The following is a 20,735-nucleotide window of genomic DNA, read 5'->3' as shown; positions in this document are numbered from 1 at the left end:
GATCTTGTCTTTTGTCGGCTGCCGGGGCGTCCCGGCTCATCGGCTGCTTCACAGGATAGCCATGCCTATCAGGCCGAAACCAATACGTTTTTCCGATCCATTGAGAGGAAGAAACTTGCGTGCGTATCAGAGGGAAATCCTCTGAATTCCTCTGCAAACAGTATTGGTCGAGGCGCGGGGGTGCTTGCTAGAGTGGCTTCACATCGAGGTGCCGCTGCCGGAAAGCGAGGCGGTGCGACGTAGGTTCTAACGATACGTGGAGCATGATGGAGCATTCAGCTATGGCGCAAATCGAAGCGAGCGGGCAGGCCCCGGTCGTCATTATCGGAGCGGGGCCGATCGGCCTTTCCCTTGCGGGCGATCTCGGCTGGCGAGGCATCCCTTGCGTGCTCGTCGAGCGCGGCGACGGCACGGTATTCCAGCCCAAGATGGACATGGTCGGCATCCGCACGATGGAGTTCTGCCGTCGCTGGGGCATCGTCGACGATGTCGAAAACGCGGGCTACAACCGGGACTATCCGCAGGACTACGCCTGGGTCTCGCAACTGGCGGGCGGCTATGAGTTCGGCCGCGAGCGGTTTCCGAGCGTGCGCGATGAAGCACGCCCCGAGCAGAGCCCGCAAAAGCGCGAGCGCTGCCCGCAGAATTTCTTCGACCCCGTGCTGACGCGCTTCGCGAAGAAGACGGGCAAGGTGCGGATTCGCTACAGCACCGAATACGTGTCGCATGAAGAGCGCGACGACGGGGTTTCGGTCACCGTGCGCGATCTCGCATCGGGCAGGGAAGAGACGATCGCGTGCCAGTATCTCGTCGGCTGCGATGGCGGCGCCAGCCGCGTCAAGGAGAACCTCGGCATCCGCATGACGGGCACGCCCGCGCTGACCTATACGACCAACGCGATCATCGAGTGCAAGGGACTCGAAGCGTTGCACGACAAGCAGCCCGGCTATCGCTATATCTTCATCGGGCCGGAAGGGACGTGGAGCACCGTGGTGGCGATCAACGGGCGCGACTGGTGGCGCTTTTCGATCGTCGGCGACGGCGAGATGCGCACCCTCTCCGAAGGCGACGTGGCCGCGGCGTTCCGGCGCGCCGTGGGCCGCGACGACGTCGAGTTCAGGATCATCTCCGTGATGCCGTGGATTCGCCGCCAGCTCGTCGCCGACGACTACGGCACGGCGCGCGTGAAGATCGCCGGCGACGCCGCGCATCTGACTTCGCCGACCGGCGGCTTCGGCATGAACATGGGCATTCAGGACGCCGTGGACCTCGGCTGGAAGCTGCAGGCGATGGTCGAGGGCTGGGGCGGCGCGCATCTGCTCGACACCTACGAGTTCGAGCGCCGGCCTGTGGCGATCCGGAACGTGAACGAGGCGACCAGCAATCTCAAGCTGATGCTCACGCCGCGCAAGAATCTGAGCCCCGCCGTGTTCGAGCCGGGCGAAGCGGGCGACGAGGCGCGCCGCGTTTTCGGCAACGCCTACACGGCGATGATGAAGCGCGAGTGGTACACGATCGGCATTCATCTGGGCTTTCGATATGAAGGCTCGTCGATCGTCGTTCCCGATGGCACGCCCGAGCCCGAGGACACGGTCAGCACCTACGTGCAGACTTCGCGCCCCGGTCATCGCGCGCCGCATGTGTGGCTCGCGCCGGGCCGCTCCACGCTCGATCTCTTCGGCCGGGACTTCGTGCTGCTGCGCTTCGACCCATCGCTCGACGTGGACACGTTGCGCGATGCGGCGCAACGCGCGGGCGTGCCCTTCGCGGTCGTCGATATCGGCAATGACGCGGCGCGCGCCGCCTACGAGCGCGCGCTCGTGCTCGTGCGTCCCGATGGTCATGTGGCATGGCGCTCCGATGGCGCGCCCGAGGATGCGCAGGCGTTGATCGATGTGATTCGCGGCGTGTATCCCGTCAAGCCCGAGGCCGTGGTCACGGAAGAGGTGCTCACGCGATGAAGCTCGTCACATTCGACCAGGGCCGCATCGGCATCGTGGAGGGCGGGCGCGTCATCGACATCACCGATCTCGCGGGCGCGCAGCCGGGCGCATGGCCGCCCGTCGGCATGGTGCGTCTGATCGCGGACTGGCAGGCGCGCGGCCCCGCGCTGCGCGAACCGCTGACCCAACGCGAAGGCGGGCCGACAAGCAGGCCGCTCGCCGACGTGCGGCTCGAAGCGCCCGTGCAATGGCCGAACAAGATCATCGCGTTTCCGGCGAACTATCACGCGCATATCGACGAGATGAAGCACGGCGCGGGCAGCGGCGTGATCTCGACCTACAAGGCGAGCGGCCAGGGCTTCTTCCTGAAGGCGAATTCGAGCCTGAGCGGCCCCTCGGACGACATCGTTCTGCCGCCGCTCGCGGGCCGCGAGATTCATCACGAATGCGAGCTCGGCATCGTGATCGGCAAGCGAGGACGCGGCGTGACGCGGGCCGATGCGCGCGACTACGTGTTCGGCTTCACGTGTCTGCTCGACATGGTCGTGCGCGGCAAGGAGGAGCGCGTGATGCGCAAGTCCTTCGACACGTTCTGCCCGACCGGCCCGTGGATCACGACCGCCGACGAAATCGCCAGTTTCGACGACATCGAGATGCGTCTCTTCGTGAACGGCGAGGAGCGTCAGTCCGCTTCGACGCGCAATCTGATCGTCGATATTCCCGAGATGATCGCGATGTCCTCGGCGGTGATGACGCTCGAACCGGGCGACATCATCGCGAGCGGGACGCCGGCGGGCGTCGGTCCCGTCGAGGACGGCGACGTGCTGGAGATCGTGATCGACGGCGTCGGCTCGATGACGCTCGACGTGCGTCAGGGCGAACTCGGCGCGCACGCCGTGTGGGACGAGGCGAAAGCCGGTCTCGCCGTGTGACGCGCGCCGCTTCGCATGCAGACAAACGAACAGGAAACAGCGATGTCGCACACCGTCACACAGGCGCCGACCGCGCCCGAAGGTTACTTCGATGACTTGCAGGCCCGCGCGCTGTCGCCGGGCTGGGCGAAGAAAGCGCCGCAGATGTGGCCGGCGCCGCGCCCGCGTTTCGTGCCCGCCGTGTGGCGCTATGCCGATGCCCGCGCCGCGCTCGATGCCGCGTGCGCCTTCGTCTCGCCCGAGCAGGCGGAGCGGCGCAATCTGATCATGGTCGATCCGATCGCCGACAACATCTACCCGACCTGCCGCAATCTGGTGGCCGCGTATCAGCTCGTGCTGCCCGGCGAGACCGCGCGCTCGCACCGGCATTCGCCGAACGCGCTGCGCCTGATTCTCGATGCGGGCGAACGCACCTTCACGATCGTCAACGGCGTGCAGATCGACGTCGCGCCGGGCGATGTCGTGCTCACGCCGTCGTGGCACTGGCACGGCCACAGCAACTTCGGCGACGAGCCCGCGTTCTGGATCGACTTTCTCGACGTGCCGCTCGTGCAGAACCTCGAATGCATGTTCTTCGAGGATCATCCGCGGCGCAACGAACCGGTGACATCGCACGAGCCGGATTCGCCGATGCGTCACAAACGCGCCGAGCTCGAGCGCGGCGCGCGCGAGCACGGCACGTTCGATCTCGCCGCCGAGTGCCTCAAGACCATCGGCGTGCAGTCGATCGGCCTCGCGCACGGCGAACGGCGCGATGAACGCCCGCGCATCGACAACAACCTCTACACGGTGATGAGCGGCCACGTGCGGTTTGTGGTCGAGCCGCTCGGCGCCATCGAACTCACGCGCGGCGATGTGATCGCCATTCCCTGCTGGCATGCGTTCACGATCGAGAGCCTGTCCGACGAGGCGCAACTGATTCGCGTGAGCGACGAGCCCGCGATGCGCGCGCTCGGCTTTCGCGACGTGACGCTGCCCTGACGCGGCGCATACGAGGAGAGAACACGGTGAAATTCAGCGAAGAACAGGAGATGCTGCGCGACATGGTGCGCAGGGTCGCCGACGAACAGGTGCGCCCGCTCGTCGCGGCGATGGAGGAGACGCGCGATTTTCCGGATGTGCTCGTCGAAGTGTTCGGCGATCTCGGTCTGCTGCAAATGTGGGTGCCGGAGGAATACGGCGGACCGGGCGGCGATCTGACGTCGGTGTGCATCGCGAAGGAGGAGATCGGCCGTGTGTCGCTGGCTGCGTCGACGCTGTGCGCGAACAACTCGATCGGCCTCATCCTGCCGCTGCTGCATTTCGGCACGGACGCACAGAAGGCGCGCTATCTGCCGGAAGCCGCGAAGGGCCGCACGATTTCGTCGGTCGCGATCACGGAGCCGGAGGCCGGTTCCGACGTCTCCGCGATCCGCACCACCGCGCGCCGCGACGGCGGGTCGTATGTGATCGACGGACAGAAGAGCTGGATCACGTGGGCCGCGCAAGCGCACACCATGCTGGTTTTCGCGCGCACGTCGGAGGGGCGCGGGCACGAGGGCATCAGCGTGTTTCTCGTCGATACGAAGACGCCCGGCCTCAAGGTCGGCCGCAAGGAAGTGAAGATGGGCCGTCACGGCTCGCCGACCTATCAGGTGTTCTTCGAGGCCATGCGCGTCGATGCCGATTGCCTGCTCGGCGAGGAAGGCCACGGCTTCAAGGCCTGCATGCGGATTCTCGATCTGAACCGTCCTTCGGTCGCGGCGTCGTCGCTCGGGCTCGCGCAGGCCGCGCTCGACGAGTCCGTGCGGTACGCGAAGGACCGCCGCCAGTTCGGCAAGCGCATCGGCGACTTTCAGGCGATCCAGTTCAAACTCGCCGACATGGCGATGAAGATCGAGGCCGCGCGCACGCTGCTCTACTCGAGCACGCAGGAAATCGACGCGGGCGATACGAGCCGCCTCACGCTGCTTTCGTCGATGGCGAAGTGCTATGTCACCGACGTCGCGATGGAAGCCGCGCTCGAAGCCGTGCAGGTGCACGGCTCGTACGGCTACTCGACCGAATATCCCGTCGAGCGCTTCATGCGCGACGCGAAGCTGAACCAGATTCTCGAAGGCACCAACGAGATTCATCGGCTCATCATCGCGCGGCAGTTGCTCGGCAAGTGATTCGGGACCACGACATTGACCACGAAGGACACTGACATGACGACGAGTTTTCATCCGGCGCTGGGAGAGGCGGCCCGCGACTTTCTTTCGCGCGAACATGGACTGCTGATCGACGGCCGCATGATTCCCTCCGATGGCGGCAAGCGCACGGACATCCTCGATCCCGCGACGGGCGATGTGATCGCCACGGTCGCCGAAGCGACGGCCACCGATGTCGATCGCGCCGTCGAAGCCGCGCGCCGCGCGCTGGAAGGGCCGTGGCGCAAGATGACGCCATCGGAGCGCACGCGCATGATGCTGCGCTTCGCCGATCTGATCGAAGCGCGCGGCGACGAACTCGCGCAACTCGAATGCATCAACAGCGGCAAGCCGCTGCCGTTCTGCCGCAACGGCGACGTGCCGGGCATCGTCGAGATGCTGCGCTACATGGCCGGCTGGACGACGAAGATGGGCGGCGAAACGCCGAACGTATCGCTCGCGGGCGAATGGCACGCGTACACGCTGCGCGAACCGGTGGGCGTGGTCGGGCAGATCATCCCGTGGAATTTCCCGCTCAACATGGCGATGTGGAAGATCGCGCCCGCGCTCGCGGCGGGTTGCGTGGTCGTCATGAAGCCTTCGGAGCAGACGCCGCTCACGGCGCTCAGGCTCGGCGAACTCGCGCTGGAAGCCGGCATTCCGCCGGGCGTGCTGAATATCGTGACGGGCTTCGGCAATCCTGTCGGCTCGGCGATCGCCGCGCATCCGGGCATCGACAAGGTCGCGTTCACGGGCTCCGGCGAAACGGGACGGCGCATCCTGCAAGCGGCGAGCGGCAACCTCAAGCGCGTTTCGCTGGAACTGGGCGGCAAGTCGCCCGTGATCGTTTTTCCCGATGCGAACCTCGAAGCCGCGGCGGCGGGCGTGTGCTCGTCGATCTTCTTTCATGCCGGGCAGATTTGCGCGGCGGGCTCGCGTCTCTATGTCCACGAACGCGCGTACGAGCCGATGCTTGAACTCATCGCGAAGCGCGCGAACGGCATGAAGATGGGCCACGGCCTCGACGTCGGCACGGAGATGGGTCCCGTCATCTCGCGCCGCCAGCTCGATCGCGTCGCGGGCTACATCCACAGCGGACAGGAAGAGGGCGCGACGCTCTACGCGGGCGGCGGCGCGTCGGGCGAGCGCGGCTACTTCGTGCAGCCGACCGTGTTGACCGGCGTGAAACCCGGCATGAAAGTCCACGACGAAGAAATCTTCGGGCCGGTGCTGTGCGCGATGTCCTTCGCCGACGACGACCTCGACCGCATCGCCGCGACCGCGAACGCATCCACCTACGGGCTCGCGGCGAGCATCTGGACGAAGGACATCGGCCGCGCGCACAAGATGGCGCGTCGCATGCAGGCGGGCATCGTCAACGTGAACGCGCTGTCGTCGCCCGACGCGACCCTGCCTTACGGCGGCTACAAGCAATCGGGCTGGGGCCGCGAGCGCGGCTTCGAGGCGATCGAGCTCTACACCGAAGTCAAGGCGGTCGCGATCAATCTGAACAACTGACGCGCAGCGCACAGGACAGGAGAACACGCATGACAGGCAGCATCGATTACGTCGCGAAGGACGGCCGGGCTTACATCACGATCAACCGCCCGGAGAAGAAGAACGCGATGACGAGCGCCATGCTCGATCAACTCATGGACGGCTACGACCGCGCCGAAGCCGACGACGACGTGCGCGTGGTCGTGCTGCAAGGCGCGGGCGAAGATTTCACGACCGGCCACGATCTGGCCGAAGTCGGCACGGAATACGGCGAGACCACGCTCGACGACAAGGGCCGTGCGCGCAAGCCGAGCCAGCGCGCGCGGCTGTTGCACGACAAGCGGTATATCGAACGCTTCGAGCGGATCTTCAAGTTCCTCAAGCCGACGCTCTCGCTGGTGAAGGGCTATTGCCTCGGCGGCGGCTTGTATCTGGCGGAAGCGTCGGATCTCGTCATCGCGGCCGACACCGCGAAGATGGGGCATCCGGAGCAGAAGCTCGGGCTGTCCGGCGCGGCTTATTTCGCCGCGTGGGAAATGATGACGCTCGGCCCGCGCAAGGCGCGCGAACTGCTGCTGATGGCCGACGTATGGGATGCCCACACCTGTCTCGCGAACGGGATGGTCAACAAGGTCGTGCCGCGCGCATCGCTCGTCGAAGCGGGCGAGCAATGGGCGGAGCGGATCGTGCGCTTGCCGCGCGACGGCATCGTGATGGGCAAGGCCGCTACAAACCTTGCGATGAACGCGCTCGGCATCGACGCGCAATTCTCCTACGGACACGTTCTGCATGCGCTCGCGACCAACGTGCGCTACGAATCCGACGAGTACAACTTCATGAAGCAGCGCCGCGACAAGGGCGTGCGCGCGTCGAACCACGAGCGCGAAGCGTTCTACACCGAAAAGGACAAGGCATGAAGACGGCGCTCCAAGGACTGAAGGTGCTCGACTTCACGCAGATGATGACCGGCCCGTTCGCGACGATGATGCTCGGCGATTGCGGGGCGGATGTGATCAAGGTCGAGCAGCCGGAAGGCGATCCGTTCCGCCGCTCCGGCGAGACGACGCTCAACGGCGACGGCGCGTTCTTTCTCGGCGTGAATCGCAACAAGCGCGGCATCGTGCTCGATCTGAAAACGGAAGAAGGACAGGCCGCCGCGCGCGCGCTCGCCGCCGGGGCCGATGTGCTCGTCGAAAACTTCAGGCCGGGTTTCACGGAGCGTGTCGGCATCGGCTACGAAGCGCTGCGCGAGCTGAATCCGCGCCTCGTCTATTGCTCGATCTCGGGTTTCGATCGCAACGGACCCGACCGCAACCGCCCGGCGCTCGACATGATCATCCAGGCGATCTCGGGCGTGATGCAGGTCACGGGCACGGAGGAATCCGGGCCGCTCAAGACGGGCTTTCCGTTCTCGGATCTCGTCACGGCGCTGCTGGCGGCGATCGGCATGCTGACCGCGTTGCAGGCGCGCGAGCGCACGGGCGAAGGACAGCGCGTCGATCTGTCGATGCTCGATGCAAGCATCTTCAGCCAGGTGCCGCGCGACGTGTATTTCGATCTGACCGGGAAGACGCCCTTGCGCATGGGCAACCAGCACTGGGACATCGTGCCGAACAACACGTACGCGACGTCCGACGGCCGCGACATCATGATCATCACGATCAACGACAAGTTCTGGCAAGTGCTGTGCGATGCGCTCGATGCGCCCGAACTGAAAATCGACGAGCGTTTCGCGACGAAGGCCGCACGCCTCGCGAATCGTGAACTCGTGAACCAACGGCTGGCTGAGATCTTCGCGACGCGCGATCTCGACGCGTGGGAAGCGCGGCTGTCGGCGGCGGGCGCGATTTACGGCGCGGTGCGTACGTGGCCCGAGGTGTTCAGCGATCCTCACGTGGTCGGTAACCTGTTGAAAACGCTGCCGCATCCGAAAGGCGGCGAATTCAGGATCGTCAACAATCCGCTGAATTTCTCCGCGACGCCGACGCGCATCGACCGGTCGCCGCCGATGCTCGGCGAGCACAACGACGAAGTGCTCGCAAGGCGCGGCAACGCGTGGCCCGCCGTGGGCGCGTGAGTTCGGATCAAAGGAGGACATCGTGGAGCGGACCTGCATCATCGTCGGCGCAAGCCATGCGGCGGCGCAACTCGCGCCGAGCCTTCGGCAGGAAGGCTGGGAAGGCCGCATCGTCGTGATCGGCGACGAGCCGCATCTGCCGTATCACCGGCCGCCGTTGTCGAAAGCCTATCTGCTCGGCGAAAAGAAGAGCGGCGATCTGCTGATCCGAACGGGCGATGCGTACGGGAAGTTCGGCATCGAGTTCCGTCTCGGCGAGCGCGTCGTCGCGATCGATCGCGAGCGCAAGTCGGTGACATTGGGCGACGGCGCATCGCTCGCCTACGACAAGCTAGCGCTGTGCACCGGCACGCGCGTGCGAACCGTCGCGCTGCCTGGCGCGCAACTGGAAGGCGTGCACTATCTGCGCGGCATCGCGGACATCGATCGCATCAGGCGGCATGTGCAGCCGGGCGCGCACGCGGCGATCGTCGGCGGCGGTTACATCGGCCTCGAAACGGCGGCCGTGCTCAATCGGCTCGGCATGCAGGTGAGCGTGCTCGAAATGGCGCCGCGTGTGCTCGCGCGCGTTACGGCGCCGGAGGTGTCGGCGTTCTTCGAACGCGTGCATCGGGAAGAAGGCGTCGATATCCGTACCGGCGTCACTGTGAATCGTTTCGAAGGCGATGCTCGCGTCGAGCGGATCGTGCTCGGCGACGGCACGGCGTTGCCCGCGAGTCTCGTCGTGATCGGCGTGGGCGTGACGCCGAATATCGAAGTGGCGCAAGCGGCCGGGCTCGATGTCGAGAACGGAATCGTCGTCGATGCATGCGCGCGGACCTCGGACGCGGACATCGTCGCGGCGGGCGACTGCACGATGCATCCGTCGCCGTATTACGGGCGCATCCGGCTCGAATCGGTGCCCAATGCGACGGAGCAGGCGAAGGCCGCCGCCGCGGCGCTGTGCGGCAAGGACAAGCCGTATCGCGCGCTGCCGTGGTTCTGGTCCGATCAATACGACATGAAGCTGCAGATCGCGGGCCTCAACGCGGGCTACGACCAGGTCGTCGTGCGCGGCGCGCGCGACGCGGGCCGCAGCTTCTGCGCGTTCTATCTGAAGGACGGCCGGCTCGTCGCGGCGGATTGCGTGAACCGCGCGCAAGAATTCATGCTCAGCAAGCGTCTGATCGCGGAAGGGATCGCGGTCGATGCAGCGCGCTTGTCCGACGAAGCGTTTTCATTGAAGTCGTTGTTCGAAACGGCGCAACAGCAGTCCGATTGATTCAGCCAGAGAGAGGTGTGCAATGCCAGTCGTCAAATATGTGCAGGTAAGCGGCGAGACCACGGAAGTCGACGTGCCGCTCGGCAGTTCCGTGATGCAGGGCGCAGTGGACAACATGATCGCGGGCATCGTCGCCGAATGCGGCGGCGCGTGCAGTTGCGCGACCTGCGAAGTCTATGTCGATGATGCGTGGATGGGCGCGGTCGGCGAAGCGTGCGATATCGAGCGCGAAATGCTCGAAGGTCTTGGCGAGCCGCGCGGCAACAGCCGCCTGAGCTGCCAGATCGAGATCACGCCGGAACTGGATGGCCTCGTCGTCGCGATTCCTGGCTGACGGGAGGACGCATGGCGCTGACGGTCAGCGATCTGCTGTCGGTCCTGCGGGTGCGCGAAGAGAGCCGTCACGTTTTCGCGGGCGATTCGCTCGTCGATGGCGTGCGGCGCATCTACGGCGGGCAGCTGCTCGCGCAGTCGATCATGGCGATGGGACGCACCGTGCGCGAGTCGCACGGCCTGCATTCGATGCAGGGCTACTTCGTGCAGCCCGGCGACGTGTTCAAGCGCATTCGCTTCGACGTGCAGCCCGTGCGCGATGGCCGCAGCTTCAGCACGCGGCGCGTGACGGTCACGCAGGACGAGCGCGTGGTGTTCATCGGCGCGGCCTCGTTTCAGGCGGCGGAGGGCGATCACAAGCGTCTCGCGCCGATGCCCGACGCGCCATCGCCCGAAAGCATGCCCGCCGAAGCGGATTTTTACGCGTGCGAAGCGCATCTGCTCGAACGACGCCGCTCGCACGTGGCGACGATCATGAGGCTCTTCGAGCGGCGCAGCGAGATGTGGCGGCCCTGGCTCGATCCGAGCGTGACGGCGCCCGTCAACGGGCTCTGGTGCCGCTTGCGCGAGCCGTGCGACGACGATCCGCTGCTCTGTCACGCCGTGCTTGCCTATGCGTGCGATCTCGACCTGATGACCACCGCGATGCGTCCGCGCGGCTACGGCACGATGGACCGCCGCACGCGCTCGGCGAGCCTGGATCACGCGATGTGGTTCCATGCGCCCGCGCGCCCCGATGCATGGTTCTACTACGACATGAACGGGCCGTGCGCGACGAACAATCGGGGGCTGGGCGCGGGCGCGCTGTATCAGGACGGACGGCGCATCGGCACGGCGATGCAGGAAGGCCTGATGCGCGCCACCGAGGATGAGAGTCTTGCGTGACGCTGTCGCGCAACCGATGGATGAATCAGGGTGAGCGACACGATGGGTCAGTGGGACGACAAGTTCGAGCGCGCCGAGCGCCGATGGTCCGAATGGACGATGCACGACTATGCGCGGACGGAGCGCGTGATCGGTCACATCATCGAGGACAAGGCGCGGCGACATCCGTATCGCGAAGTGTTCCGGTTTCGCGACCGGACCATCACGTTCGACGAACTGAACGCAGCGTCGAATCGCGCGGCGAACGGCTTTCGCGCGCTCGGCATCGGGGCCGGGGACACCGTCGCGCTGATGCTGTCGAACCGCGTCGAGTTCCTTTTCGCGTGGTTCGGGCTGAACAGGATCGGCGCGGTCTGCGTGCCGATCAACGCCGCGCTGAAAGGCGAAGGGCTCGCGTATCAGATCGATCATGCCGATTGCATCGCGCTCGTTGCCGAGCCGGCGTACGCCGCGACGCTCGGCGCGATCGCCGACCGCCTGCCGAAGCTGAATCACACGATCGTCGTGGATGCGCGCGCGCAGCCGCATCTCACAGGCTGGCCCGGACGCGAAGCCCTGCACTTCGACGAACTGATGTCCCGCGCCGAGACCGCGCCTGGCGTTGCGGTGGACTTCAGGCAGCTATCGACCATCTCGTACACGTCGGGCACGACGGGGCGCTCGAAGGGCGTGCTGATCAGCCATCACTACTGGTATGAAATCTGGTCGCAGGCGGTGAAGTATTCGCGCTACACCGACCAAGACGTGCTCTACACCGGCCTGCCGTTCTTTCACACGAGCGCGCACGGCACGACCGGTCCCGCGATTCTGGCCGATGCGCAGGCGGTGTTCGTCGATCGCTTCTCGGCGAGCCGCATGCTCGACGATTGCCGCCGGTGGAACTGCACGTCGGCGAAGTTCATCGGCGGGATGCTGTCGATCCTGATGAAGCAGACGCCATCGCCACTCGACGCCGACAACCCGCTTCGCCTGATGGTGGGCGCCGCCGCGCCGCCGCATCTCTGGCATGCATTCGAGGCGCGCTTCAACACGCGCCTGCTCGAACTCTACGGCATGACCGAATGCAGCAGCTGCCTCGTGAATCCGTACGACGACCGGCGCGCGGGCGCGTGTGGAAAAGCGGTCACGGGCTACGAGGCGCGCATCGTCGATGATCTGGATAACGAAGTAGCGCGCGGCACGACGGGCGAACTGATCGTGAGGCCGCAACGCCCGTTTCTCGGTACGAGCGGCTACTACAAAGACCCCGACGCGACACTCGACCTGTTCCGCAACCTTTGGATCCACACGGGCGATCTCGCGCGGCAGGACGACGACGGCTATTTTCACTTCGTCGATAGAAAGAAGCAGGCGCTGCGAAGGCGCGGCGAGAACATTTCGTCATTCGAGGTAGAGGCGGTGATCGGCGCGCACCCGGCCGTGCTCGAATCGTGCGTGGTGGGCGTGCCTTCCGATCTGGGCGAAGACGACGTGAAGGCCGTCATCGTGCTCAGAGCGGGCGAAACACTCACGGAAGCCGAGTTGATCCGCTGGTGCGAGCCGCACCTCGCTTACTTCGCCATTCCGCGCTACATCGCGTTTCGCGACAGCCTGCCGAAGACGCCGAGCGAGCGCGTCGAGAAGTATCGGCTGCGCGCCGAAGGCATCACCGCCGACTGCTGGGATCGCGAACGCGCGGGCATCGTCGTTCAGCGCTGATGCGCGCACTCACGAAGCCGCAACGATAGGAATTCGGTCTCACTCCCTCGCAAAACAGTATTGGACCCGCAGCGCCAGCCGGGCGAATCTTGAGCCTGAGCCGCTCGCGCAGAGCGTGCATGAAGATGATCCGGTTCAAGACCATATCGTGAGAAGAGGTGACACATGACCACAAACGTTGCAGTCGTTACGGGCTCGAACGGCCTGACGGGACAAGCCATCTGCAAGAACCTGAGAGAGCGCGGCTATAAGGTCGTCGGGCTCGATGTCGCCGAGTCGGGCAAGGGCGAGTACGCCTACCGCAAGTGCGACGTCACCGATATCGAGCAGATTCGCGCGGCCGTCGAAGCCATCGACGCGGAGCACGGCACGATCCGCGTGCTCATCAACAATGCGGGCGTCTGGCACGGCAAGACGTTCTTCGACATCTCGCCCAACGACTACGACTTCACCTACGGCGTCAACGCGCGCGCGCCGTTCTTTCTGAGCCAGGAAGTGGCGAAGCGTCTCGTGAAGGCGGGCGGCGGCGGCGTGATCGTGAACCTCGCGTCGATCGTGGCGACGGCGGGCAGCGGCGTGACGGACTACGGCGGCTCGAAGGCGGCCGTCATCAATCTGACGAAGAGCCTGGCGAAGCCACTTGGCCCGCACGGCATTCGCGTCGCGGCCGTGTCGCCGGGAACGATCAACACGGCGATGGGCGAGAAGGTGCCCAAGGAGATCCGCGACAAGCTCATCGCGGGCTCGGGCCTGCAGCGCGCCGCGGAACCCGAAGAGATCGCATCGGCCATCGGCTTTCTCGTCAGCGACGACGCGCGCTATGTCACCGGCGCGACGCTCGACGTCAATGGCGGTCTGTAAGCGGCTTCCCGACATGAACTCAAGCATTCATTCGATCTGACGGGAGGCGCGATGTCTGGATGTCCTTTCAGCAAGCCGGCGTTCCCGATGCCTAGGCAATGTCCCTTCGTTCCGCCCGCGGAGTATCGCGATTTTCAGCAGCAACCGGGACCGGTGAAAGTGCAGATGTGGGACGGCAAGGACGCATGGCTCTTCACGCGTTACGACGATGTGCGCGCCGTGCTCGGCGACAACCGCTTCAGCGGCGATCCGCACGTCAGCGGCTTTCCGAGCCTCTCGCCCGCGCGCAATGCCGTGCTCGATCTGGAGCCCGCGTTCATCCGCATGGACCCGCCGCAGCACGGTCACTTTCGGCGCATGCTGACCAAGGAGTTCATGATCAAGCGCGTGAGCGAGATGCGCCCGCGCATCGACGCGATCTTCAACCGGCTCGTCGACGAGCTGCTGGAGAAAGGTCCGCCCGCGAATCTGGTCGAAGACCTTTTTCTTCCGCTGACGTCCGAAGTGATCGCGGGTCTGCTCGACGTGCCCGCGAGCGATCACGGCTTCTTTCAGGAGCAAAGCCGCCTAAAGGTGCTGCTCGATGTCGATCCGTCGATTCCGAAGGCGGCATCCGAGCGCATCCTCTCGTATCTCGACCGGCTCATCACCGAGCGCGCGAAAGACGCCGACACGCGCACGGACCTGCTGAGCCGGCTGATCGTCGAGCAGGTTCGGCCGGGGCATCTGACGCATCGCGAACTGGTCATCATGGCCGAGCTGCTGCTGATGGCCGGCCACGAAACGACCGCGAACCAGATGGCGCTCGGCGTGTTCAGCTTCCTCACCAACCCGGACCAGTTGCACCTGCTGCGCGAGACCCCATCGCTCTTGCGCAACGCGGTCGAGGAAATGCTGCGCTTTCATACCATCGTCCACTACAACGCGTTCCGGGTCGCAACGGAAGACGTCGACGTGGCGGGGCAGACGATCCGCAAGGGCGAAGGCGTGATCGCGCTGATTTCCGGCGCGAATCACGACGCCACGGCGTTCGAGCAGCCGGATCGCTTCGACATCACGCGCAAGGCCGATCATCACGTCGCGTTCAGCTACGGGATTCATCAGTGCCTGGGCCAGCCGCTCGCGCGCGTCGAGTTGCAGGTCGTGTTTGCAACGCTGTTCGAACGCATGCCGGGCTTGCGCTTCGCCGTGCCGCTCGAACAGATCAAGGGCAAGGGCGATCATTTCGTGCAGGGCCTCGAAGCCTTGCCGGTCACCTGGTAATCAACTGGAGCGCGCTCTTCGGAGCGATGAAGGAGAGCAGGGCATGGCAAACGGAAACTTCAAACTGCGCGTCGCGGTGGATCAGGACGTGTGCGTCGGCGCGGGACTGTGCGTGCTGTCGACGGCCGACGTGTTCGATCAGCGCGACGAGGACGGCGTCGTGAAGCTGTTGCAGACGGAACCGGACGAGGCGCTCTATGAAAAGGTGCTCGGCGCGGCGCGCAAGTGCCCGTCGAAGGCGATCAAGGTCGAAAAGCTGACCGGCGACGCCGCCGCGCAGGAGAACGGGCAGTGAACGCGCGGCCCGAATCGGTCGTGATCGTCGGCGCGGGGCAGGCCGGGCTGCAGGTCGCGGCTTCCTTGCGCGACCAAGGCTACGAAGGCGCGATCACGCTCGTCGGCGACGAAGCGGGGCTGCCGTATCAACGGCCGCCGCTGTCGAAAAGCTTCCTGACCGGCGACGTCGCGGCGGACGATCTCAGCCTTGAAGAAGCACACTGGTTCGACGATGCGCGCATCGAGCGGCTGGCCGGCGAGCGCGTCGGCGCGATCGATCGCAAGCGCAAGCGTCTTGCGCTGTTGTCCGGGCGCGTCGTGTCCTACGATCATCTCGTTCTCGCGACGGGGTCGCGCAACCGCTCGCTGCCGTTCGCGACGCAGCCGGCGCACGGCGTCGTGTCGCTGCGCTCGGTGTCCGATGCGCATCGGCTCAAGGCGGCACTCGGCGATGCCAAGCGCGTCGTCGTGATCGGCGCGGGCTTTCTCGGCCTGGAAGTCGCGAGCATCGCGGCCGCACGGGGCTGCGACGTGCATGTCGTCGAATCCGTGGATCGCGTGATGAAGCGTGCGATCTCGGCGGAGATGTCGGCGGCGTACACCGCGCATCATCGGGCGTCGGGCGTGCGCTTTTCCTTCGATGCGCGCGTCGAGCGCATTCTCGGCAGCGGCGATCATGCGTGCGCCGTCGAACTGGCGGACGGCACGCGGCTCGACGCCGATCTCGTGCTCGTGGCCGCCGGCGTCGTGCCGAACGGCGAACTCGCCACGGCGTGCGGTCTGCCGGCGTTCAACGGAATCATCGTGGACGAGCGGCTGCGCACATCGGACCCGGCGATCTCCGCCATCGGCGATTGCGCGGCGTTTCCGTACGCGTTCGACGGCGGCGATCTGCTGCGCCTCGAATCAGTGCAGAACGCGGTCGACCAGGCGCGGCATGTGGCGCGCGCGCTGCTCGGCGACGTGACGCCCTACGATCAGACGCCCGTCTTCTGGAGCGATCAGGGCGGCGCGCGGCTGCAGATAGCGGGCGTCGCACGAAGGCTCGACAGCAGCGTCGTGCGCGGCGATCCCGCATCGGGCGCGTTCTCGGTGTTCCGCTACCGGCATCATCGGCTGACGGGCGTCGAGTCGTGCAACCGGCCGGCCGAGCACATGGCCGCGCGGCGCCTGCTGCAACGGCGCATCAGTCCGACGCGCGAGCAGGCCGCCGATCCTTCGTTCGACCTCAAGCTGCTGCTGACGCTCGAGGAAGCGGTCTGACATGATTGCATCGCCCATTCTCGACGGCATCCGCATCCTCGACATGACGTCGGTGATCTTCGGCCCGTATTGCACGGCGACGCTCGCCGAAATGGGCGCCGATGTCATCAAGATCGAGCCGCTCGCCGGCGACGAGATCAGGCGCGTCGGGCGGCCCGCGAAAACGCGCGGCATGGGACCGGCGCACATGACGCTCAATCGCGGCAAGCGCTCCGTCGTGTGGGATCTGAAGACGCCGCGCGGCAAGGCCTCGCTGCTGCGACTGCTTGCCCGCTGCGATGTGTTCATCCACAACCTGCGGCGCGACGCGATCGAGCGGCTGGGTCTCGGATACGACACGATCCGCGCGCTGCATCCGCGCCTGGCCTACGTGCATTGCACGGGTTTCGGTGAAGGCGGTCCGTATTCGGGCATGCCCGCATACGACGACATCATCCAGGCCGCATCGGGTGCGGCGAGCCTGCTGCCCCGCGCCGACGGCAACCCCGCGCCGCGCTATCTGCCGATGGCGATGGCCGATAAAGTCGCCGGTCTGCATGCGACGTATGCCGTGCTCGGCGCGTTGCTTCATCGCGAGCGCAGCGGGCAGGGACAGGCCGTCGAGGTGCCGATGTTCGAGAGCTTCACGCATTTCCTGTTGCAGGAGCATCTCTACGGCCGCGCGTTCATTCCGCCGACCGATGCGGCCGGTTATCCGCGCCAGCTCGATCCGCTGCGCCAGCCGCTGAAGTGTCTCGACGGCTTTATCGCGGTCGCGCCATATACGGACGAACGCTGGGTGCGCTTCTTCGAGGTGACGGGGCACACGGACTTTCTCGAGCAGGAAAAGCTATGCACGGCGCGCGAACGCTTTCACGCGCTCGACCGGATGCACGCGGAAATGGCCCGCATCGTGGCGAACAAGCCGTTGCGCTACTGGCTCATGCTTTTCGCCGAATGCGATATCCCCGCATCGGAAGCGCGGGATCTGGAAGGCGTGTTCGCGGACCCGCATCTGGCGGCGGTGGGTTTCTTCGAGCACGGGACGCATCCGTCGGAAGGCGGCACGCTGCGCATGCGCCTGCCGGTGCGCTTTCACGGCACGCGGCCGGCCGAAGTGCGCGCGGCGCCTCATCTGGGCGAGCACAGCGAAGAGATCGATGCCTGGCTGGATGCGGGCGACAAACCGCGCTGAGCGCCTCAGGCAGCGGCGGCTTCGACGAGACGCGGCGATGATGTATCGATGAAATATTGCGGATGACGCGCGATCAGTTGCGCCGCGTTCGCGCGCGCGGCCTCGCGCCATGCGTTGAGCAGCGGCGGCACGCGGTCCTTGTGCCAGGCGAGCGACAATGAAACGCCTGCGGTTTCGACGGCAAGCGGCCGGTAGGCGACGCCGTGCGGCTGCATCAGTTGCATGATGGCCGGCACGACCGCGACGCCCACGCCTGCCGCGACGAGACATGCGGACGCGTGCATGTCGTAGGCCTCTTTCGCGACGTTGGGCTCGAGGTTCGCGTCTTCGAAGATGTCGAGGATCTTGTCGCCGTAACCGCGCTCCGTCGCCGTGCCGCGCGCGACCGCGATGAGCGGCCACGTCGCGAGATCGCGCAGCTCGACGGGTCCCGGAACGTCGTACTCGCTTCCGGCAGGCACGGCCACCACGAGCAAGTCGCGATACAGCAGCTCGGTCACGATGTTGTGATCGAAAACATGGCCGCGCACGAGTCCGACTTCGATCAGGCCTTCCTTGAGCCCCGCGATTTGCTGGGAGATCGTCATTTCCTGCAGGCTCACGTCCGAGTTCGGCGCGAGCGTATTGAAGATCCGCAGCGTGTTCGGCAGAAAGCAGTAAATCGCCGTGTAGATCGAACCGACGATCAGATGCGCGCGCGCCCCGCGTCCCGACGCGCGCACCGCCGCGATGGCCGCCGACGCCGTGTTGAGCACGCGCTGCGCGTGCTCGACGAGAATGTCCCCGGCGGGCGTGAGCAATACCTTGCGTTTCTCGCGCGTGAAAAGCAGTGTGCCCAGTTCGTCTTCCAGCGCGATGATCTGCGCGCTCAACGCGGGCTGCGCGATGTTCACGCGTTCCGAGGCGCGCGTGAAGTTGAGCTCGGCGGCCACGGCGAGAAAGTACTGGAGTTGGCGCATGTTCATGTCAGCGTTCCTTCCTTGCGGTTCGCGTCGGGCCGATCGTATCGGCCGGCCCGCGCAGATTCGATTCCGTCTCGCCGACATAGGCGGCAACGAGCCGCTCGTCGGCCATCTGGCGGATCGGGTCGCTCATATACAGCGCGAGAGACAGCATGCGAGCCAGGCGGCATGCCAGAACCGGCTTCGCGCCGCGCCTGTCCGTCGCTCGCATCGCGGCGCCCGCTCGGGTTCAATGAACGCCGCGCCACGCGAGCGTGCCGGCGTCGATACTGAAGATGCTGCCCGTCGAGAACGACGCTTCGTCGGACGCGAGGAAGCACACGAGCTTCGCGACTTCTTCGGGTCGTCCCAGACGTTTGAGCAGATGGGTGCCCCACAGGCGCGCGCGGGCCTTCTCCCGATCCTGCGCGTGCTCGACGCTGTGGCCGAGCATCGGCGTGTCGATCGCGCCCGGCGCGTAGGCGTTGCAGCGGATGCCCGCATCGGCGAGATCGAGCGCGATGGCCTTGGTCAGCATCACCACGCCGCCCTTGCTCGCCGCGTACGCGGGCAAACCCGGGTAGGCGACGCTGCCCGCCACCGACGCGCCATTGACGATGGCGGGACTCTTCGTCGATTTGCGCAGCCACGGCGCGGCAAACTTGCACGCGAGCCACATCGCCTTGAGATTCACGTTCATGACCGTGTCCCAAACCGCTTCGGGCAGGTCTTCGATCGACGGCGCGTGGCCGGTCAGGCCATCGTCGGTGACGCCGGCGTTGTTGACGAGCACGTCGATGCCGCCCGCGTGGCGCGCGGTCTCGTCGATCATGTGGCGGATCGCGTCCGTGTTCGACAGATCCGTGCGGATGAAGCAGCTTTTCGCGCCGGCCGCTTCGACCTCATGGGCGGCCGTCGCGCCGCGGTCCTCCTGCACGTCCGCGAGCGTGACCCATGCGGCGCCCTGGCGCGCTGCCTCGATGGCGATCGCGCGTCCCATGCCCTGCGCCGCGCCCGTGACCACGACGACCCGGTCCTTCAGCTTCATTGCGTGTCTCCGTTCTGTTTTTTTCTGCTTGATGAGAGAGAAGTTAATTCAACGCAATGAGTTAATCTATAAGAGCCTGTCTCTGAAAGTTTATCGATCGTCTCAACATGGACATCCTGACCGACATCATCCGACTCATGCGGCCCCAGGCGATCAGTTGGCGAACGGTCGACGCGCAGGGCCGGTGGGGCATGAGCGTGCCGTGCCGGGACATACCCGTGTTCTGTCTCGTCGTCACGGGGCAATGCTGGTATGTGCCGCGCCACGGCCAGCCGCTCCTGATGCGGCAGGGCGACTACCTGCTGATGCGCGCGACGGCCCGCTACTGCCTCGTGAGCGATCCCGACGCCATCGGCACGCTGCATGCGATGGAAGCGCACGTCGCGAGCGATGAATACGTGCGCTGGGACGAAGGGCTCGGCGGCGACAAGGTGCGTCTCGTCGGCGGCTACTTCGAGATCGGCCCGGAGCATACGGCGCTGTTCTCGGGCATGCTGCCGGACTTTCTGCACATCCGTTCGTCGGATGAGGAAGCGGGACGGCTGTCGCGCCTCATTACGCTGATCGGTGAAGAGTCCGGCTGGGATCTGCCGGGGCATGACCTCGTGATGAGCCGGCTCGTCGAGATCATGCTGGTCGAAGTGTGGCGCCGTCCGCTGACGAAGATCGACGCGCGCGAGGCGGGCTGGTTCAGCGGCATGGCCGATCCGAACATCCACCTCGCGCTGCAGCGGATGCACGCGGACGTGGCGCGTCACTGGACCGTCGACAGTCTCGCGAAGGAAGTCGGCATGTCGCGCGCCGCCTTCGCGCGACGCTTCGCGGAGCGTGTCGGCGTTGCGCCCGCGACGTATCTGTCGAACTGGCGCATCGCGCTCGCCAAGGATGCGCTCATCAACAGCGAGCGTCCGATCATCGATATCGCGCTGTCCATCGGCTACTACTCGGATAGCGCCTTCAGCACGGCATTCAGCCGCAGCGTGGGCGTCGCGCCCGCGGCCTTCAGGCGCGCGAGACGAAGCGAATAGCCGCGCGCTCGCCGGTTTTCGCAGCGGGTTTCCCAGCTATACGCCGATCTGCTTGAATCATCGTTTTTTAGTATTTCCCCTCGCGCG

The 20,735-nt window shown here is 65.7% G+C and carries 20 protein-coding genes; 17 read left to right on the top strand and 3 right to left on the bottom strand.

Going from position 1 to position 20,735, the window contains the following annotated elements:
• Positions 1-281: 281 nt before the first annotated feature.
• From AWB75_RS23190 to AWB75_RS23115, 16 genes are all read left to right on the top strand, one after another.
• A complete protein-coding gene (locus AWB75_RS23190; RefSeq protein WP_061126385.1) occupies positions 282-1,961 on the top strand; it encodes an FAD-dependent oxidoreductase in 1,680 nt (559 codons plus the stop codon).
• Entirely contained in the window at positions 1,958-2,875 is a 918-nt protein-coding gene (locus AWB75_RS23185; protein WP_061126384.1) for a fumarylacetoacetate hydrolase family protein, read from the top strand. Before AWB75_RS23190 ends, AWB75_RS23185 begins: the two co-directional genes overlap by 4 nt.
• A gap of 42 nt (positions 2,876-2,917) precedes the next feature.
• Positions 2,918-3,856 (top strand): cupin domain-containing protein, encoded by a 939-nt coding sequence (locus AWB75_RS23180; RefSeq protein WP_061126423.1) that lies wholly within the window; start codon positions 2,918-2,920, stop codon positions 3,854-3,856.
• A gap of 26 nt (positions 3,857-3,882) precedes the next feature.
• Positions 3,883-5,025, top strand: coding sequence for an acyl-CoA dehydrogenase family protein (locus AWB75_RS23175; RefSeq protein WP_061126383.1), 1,143 nt, complete (start codon positions 3,883-3,885; stop codon positions 5,023-5,025).
• A 36-nt stretch (positions 5,026-5,061) separates the two neighbouring features.
• On the top strand, positions 5,062-6,561 hold the full coding sequence (locus AWB75_RS23170; protein WP_061126382.1) for an aldehyde dehydrogenase family protein: 1,500 nt from the start codon (positions 5,062-5,064) through the stop codon (positions 6,559-6,561).
• Positions 6,562-6,590: 29 nt separating this feature from the next.
• On the top strand, positions 6,591-7,457 hold the full coding sequence (locus AWB75_RS23165; RefSeq protein ID WP_061126381.1) for an enoyl-CoA hydratase-related protein: 867 nt from the start codon (positions 6,591-6,593) through the stop codon (positions 7,455-7,457).
• Positions 7,454-8,617 (top strand): CaiB/BaiF CoA transferase family protein, encoded by a 1,164-nt coding sequence (locus AWB75_RS23160; RefSeq protein WP_061126380.1) that lies wholly within the window; start codon positions 7,454-7,456, stop codon positions 8,615-8,617. Before AWB75_RS23165 ends, AWB75_RS23160 begins: the two co-directional genes overlap by 4 nt.
• 22 nt (positions 8,618-8,639) lie before the next feature.
• Positions 8,640-9,878 carry an NAD(P)/FAD-dependent oxidoreductase gene (locus AWB75_RS23155; protein WP_235012208.1) on the top strand — a complete coding sequence of 413 codons (1,239 nt, stop codon included), beginning with the start codon at positions 8,640-8,642 and terminating at the stop codon, positions 9,876-9,878.
• A gap of 22 nt (positions 9,879-9,900) precedes the next feature.
• The gene (locus AWB75_RS23150; protein WP_061126378.1) at positions 9,901-10,212 is read left to right on the top strand and encodes a 2Fe-2S iron-sulfur cluster-binding protein; all 312 of its coding nucleotides are present in this window, start codon (positions 9,901-9,903) and stop codon (positions 10,210-10,212) included.
• An 11-nt stretch (positions 10,213-10,223) separates the two neighbouring features.
• Entirely contained in the window at positions 10,224-11,096 is an 873-nt protein-coding gene (locus AWB75_RS23145) for an acyl-CoA thioesterase (RefSeq protein WP_061126377.1), read from the top strand.
• A 30-nt stretch (positions 11,097-11,126) separates the two neighbouring features.
• Positions 11,127-12,794, top strand: a complete 1,668-nt coding sequence (locus AWB75_RS23140; protein ID WP_235012207.1) for an ATP-dependent acyl-CoA ligase — start codon at positions 11,127-11,129, stop codon at positions 12,792-12,794.
• 165 nt (positions 12,795-12,959) lie between these two features.
• Positions 12,960-13,655 carry an SDR family NAD(P)-dependent oxidoreductase gene (locus AWB75_RS23135; RefSeq protein WP_041733573.1) on the top strand — a complete coding sequence of 232 codons (696 nt, stop codon included), beginning with the start codon at positions 12,960-12,962 and terminating at the stop codon, positions 13,653-13,655.
• An 87-nt stretch (positions 13,656-13,742) separates the two neighbouring features.
• The gene (locus AWB75_RS23130) at positions 13,743-14,918 is read left to right on the top strand and encodes a cytochrome P450 (RefSeq protein ID WP_235012206.1); all 1,176 of its coding nucleotides are present in this window, start codon (positions 13,743-13,745) and stop codon (positions 14,916-14,918) included.
• A gap of 43 nt (positions 14,919-14,961) precedes the next feature.
• Positions 14,962-15,213, top strand: a complete 252-nt coding sequence (locus tag AWB75_RS23125) for a ferredoxin (protein WP_061126374.1) — start codon at positions 14,962-14,964, stop codon at positions 15,211-15,213.
• Positions 15,210-16,457, top strand: a complete 1,248-nt coding sequence (locus AWB75_RS23120; RefSeq protein ID WP_061126373.1) for an NAD(P)/FAD-dependent oxidoreductase — start codon at positions 15,210-15,212, stop codon at positions 16,455-16,457. The genes AWB75_RS23125 and AWB75_RS23120 overlap by 4 nt, the downstream gene beginning before the upstream one ends.
• A 1-nt stretch (position 16,458) precedes the next feature.
• Complete coding sequence (locus AWB75_RS23115) at positions 16,459-17,631, top strand: CaiB/BaiF CoA transferase family protein (protein WP_061126372.1); 1,173 nt, start codon at positions 16,459-16,461, stop codon at positions 17,629-17,631.
• 5 nt (positions 17,632-17,636) lie between these two features.
• Here the strand turns inward: AWB75_RS23115 and AWB75_RS23110 are convergent, their stop codons facing one another.
• The 3 genes from AWB75_RS23110 to AWB75_RS23100 all read right to left on the bottom strand — a co-directional run bounded on the left by AWB75_RS23110 (position 17,637) and on the right by AWB75_RS23100 (position 19,620).
• Positions 17,637-18,596: a LysR substrate-binding domain-containing protein gene (locus AWB75_RS23110; protein ID WP_061126371.1), complete on the bottom strand. Its 960-nt coding sequence runs from the start codon at positions 18,594-18,596 to the stop codon at positions 17,637-17,639.
• Between the two features lies 1 nt (position 18,597).
• A complete protein-coding gene (locus AWB75_RS39195) occupies positions 18,598-18,726 on the bottom strand; it encodes a hypothetical protein (RefSeq protein ID WP_268807858.1) in 129 nt (42 codons plus the stop codon).
• A gap of 96 nt (positions 18,727-18,822) precedes the next feature.
• A complete protein-coding gene (locus AWB75_RS23100; protein ID WP_061126369.1) occupies positions 18,823-19,620 on the bottom strand; it encodes an SDR family NAD(P)-dependent oxidoreductase in 798 nt (265 codons plus the stop codon).
• A gap of 107 nt (positions 19,621-19,727) precedes the next feature.
• Between AWB75_RS23100 and AWB75_RS23095 the strand changes: the two genes are divergently transcribed.
• On the top strand, positions 19,728-20,648 hold the full coding sequence (locus tag AWB75_RS23095; RefSeq protein ID WP_087086765.1) for an AraC family transcriptional regulator: 921 nt from the start codon (positions 19,728-19,730) through the stop codon (positions 20,646-20,648).
• The last annotated feature ends 87 nt before the right edge of the window (positions 20,649-20,735 follow it).

Source organism: Caballeronia catudaia (assembly GCF_001544755.2).
Classification (GTDB): Bacteria; Pseudomonadota; Gammaproteobacteria; order Burkholderiales; family Burkholderiaceae; genus Caballeronia; species Caballeronia catudaia.
Note: the sequence above shows the minus strand (reverse complement) of the source record. Positions and strands in the feature narration are given on the sequence as shown.

Excerpts from the sequence above, each read along its gene's own strand:
- AWB75_RS23095 (WP_087086765.1), top strand. The coding sequence starts at position 19,728 with ATGGACATCCTGACCGACATCATCCGACTCATGCGGCCCCAGGCGATC.
- AWB75_RS23110 (WP_061126371.1), bottom strand. The coding sequence starts at position 18,596 with ATGAACATGCGCCAACTCCAGTACTTTCTCGCCGTGGCCGCCGAGCTC.
- AWB75_RS23185 (WP_061126384.1), top strand. The coding sequence starts at position 1,958 with ATGAAGCTCGTCACATTCGACCAGGGCCGCATCGGCATCGTGGAGGGC.
- AWB75_RS23180 (WP_061126423.1), top strand. The coding sequence starts at position 2,918 with ATGTCGCACACCGTCACACAGGCGCCGACCGCGCCCGAAGGTTACTTC.
- AWB75_RS23160 (WP_061126380.1), top strand. The coding sequence starts at position 7,454 with ATGAAGACGGCGCTCCAAGGACTGAAGGTGCTCGACTTCACGCAGATG.
- AWB75_RS23130 (WP_235012206.1), top strand. The coding sequence starts at position 13,743 with ATGCCTAGGCAATGTCCCTTCGTTCCGCCCGCGGAGTATCGCGATTTT.
- AWB75_RS23170 (WP_061126382.1), top strand. The coding sequence starts at position 5,062 with ATGACGACGAGTTTTCATCCGGCGCTGGGAGAGGCGGCCCGCGACTTT.
- AWB75_RS23190 (WP_061126385.1), top strand. The coding sequence starts at position 282 with ATGGCGCAAATCGAAGCGAGCGGGCAGGCCCCGGTCGTCATTATCGGA.
- AWB75_RS23150 (WP_061126378.1), top strand. The coding sequence starts at position 9,901 with ATGCCAGTCGTCAAATATGTGCAGGTAAGCGGCGAGACCACGGAAGTC.
- AWB75_RS39195 (WP_268807858.1), bottom strand. The coding sequence starts at position 18,726 with ATGAGCGACCCGATCCGCCAGATGGCCGACGAGCGGCTCGTTGCCGCC.
- AWB75_RS23135 (WP_041733573.1), top strand. The coding sequence starts at position 12,960 with ATGACCACAAACGTTGCAGTCGTTACGGGCTCGAACGGCCTGACGGGA.
- AWB75_RS23100 (WP_061126369.1), bottom strand. The coding sequence starts at position 19,620 with ATGAAGCTGAAGGACCGGGTCGTCGTGGTCACGGGCGCGGCGCAGGGC.
- AWB75_RS23115 (WP_061126372.1), top strand. The coding sequence starts at position 16,459 with ATGATTGCATCGCCCATTCTCGACGGCATCCGCATCCTCGACATGACG.
- AWB75_RS23165 (WP_061126381.1), top strand. The coding sequence starts at position 6,591 with ATGACAGGCAGCATCGATTACGTCGCGAAGGACGGCCGGGCTTACATC.
- AWB75_RS23145 (WP_061126377.1), top strand. The coding sequence starts at position 10,224 with ATGGCGCTGACGGTCAGCGATCTGCTGTCGGTCCTGCGGGTGCGCGAA.
- AWB75_RS23125 (WP_061126374.1), top strand. The coding sequence starts at position 14,962 with ATGGCAAACGGAAACTTCAAACTGCGCGTCGCGGTGGATCAGGACGTG.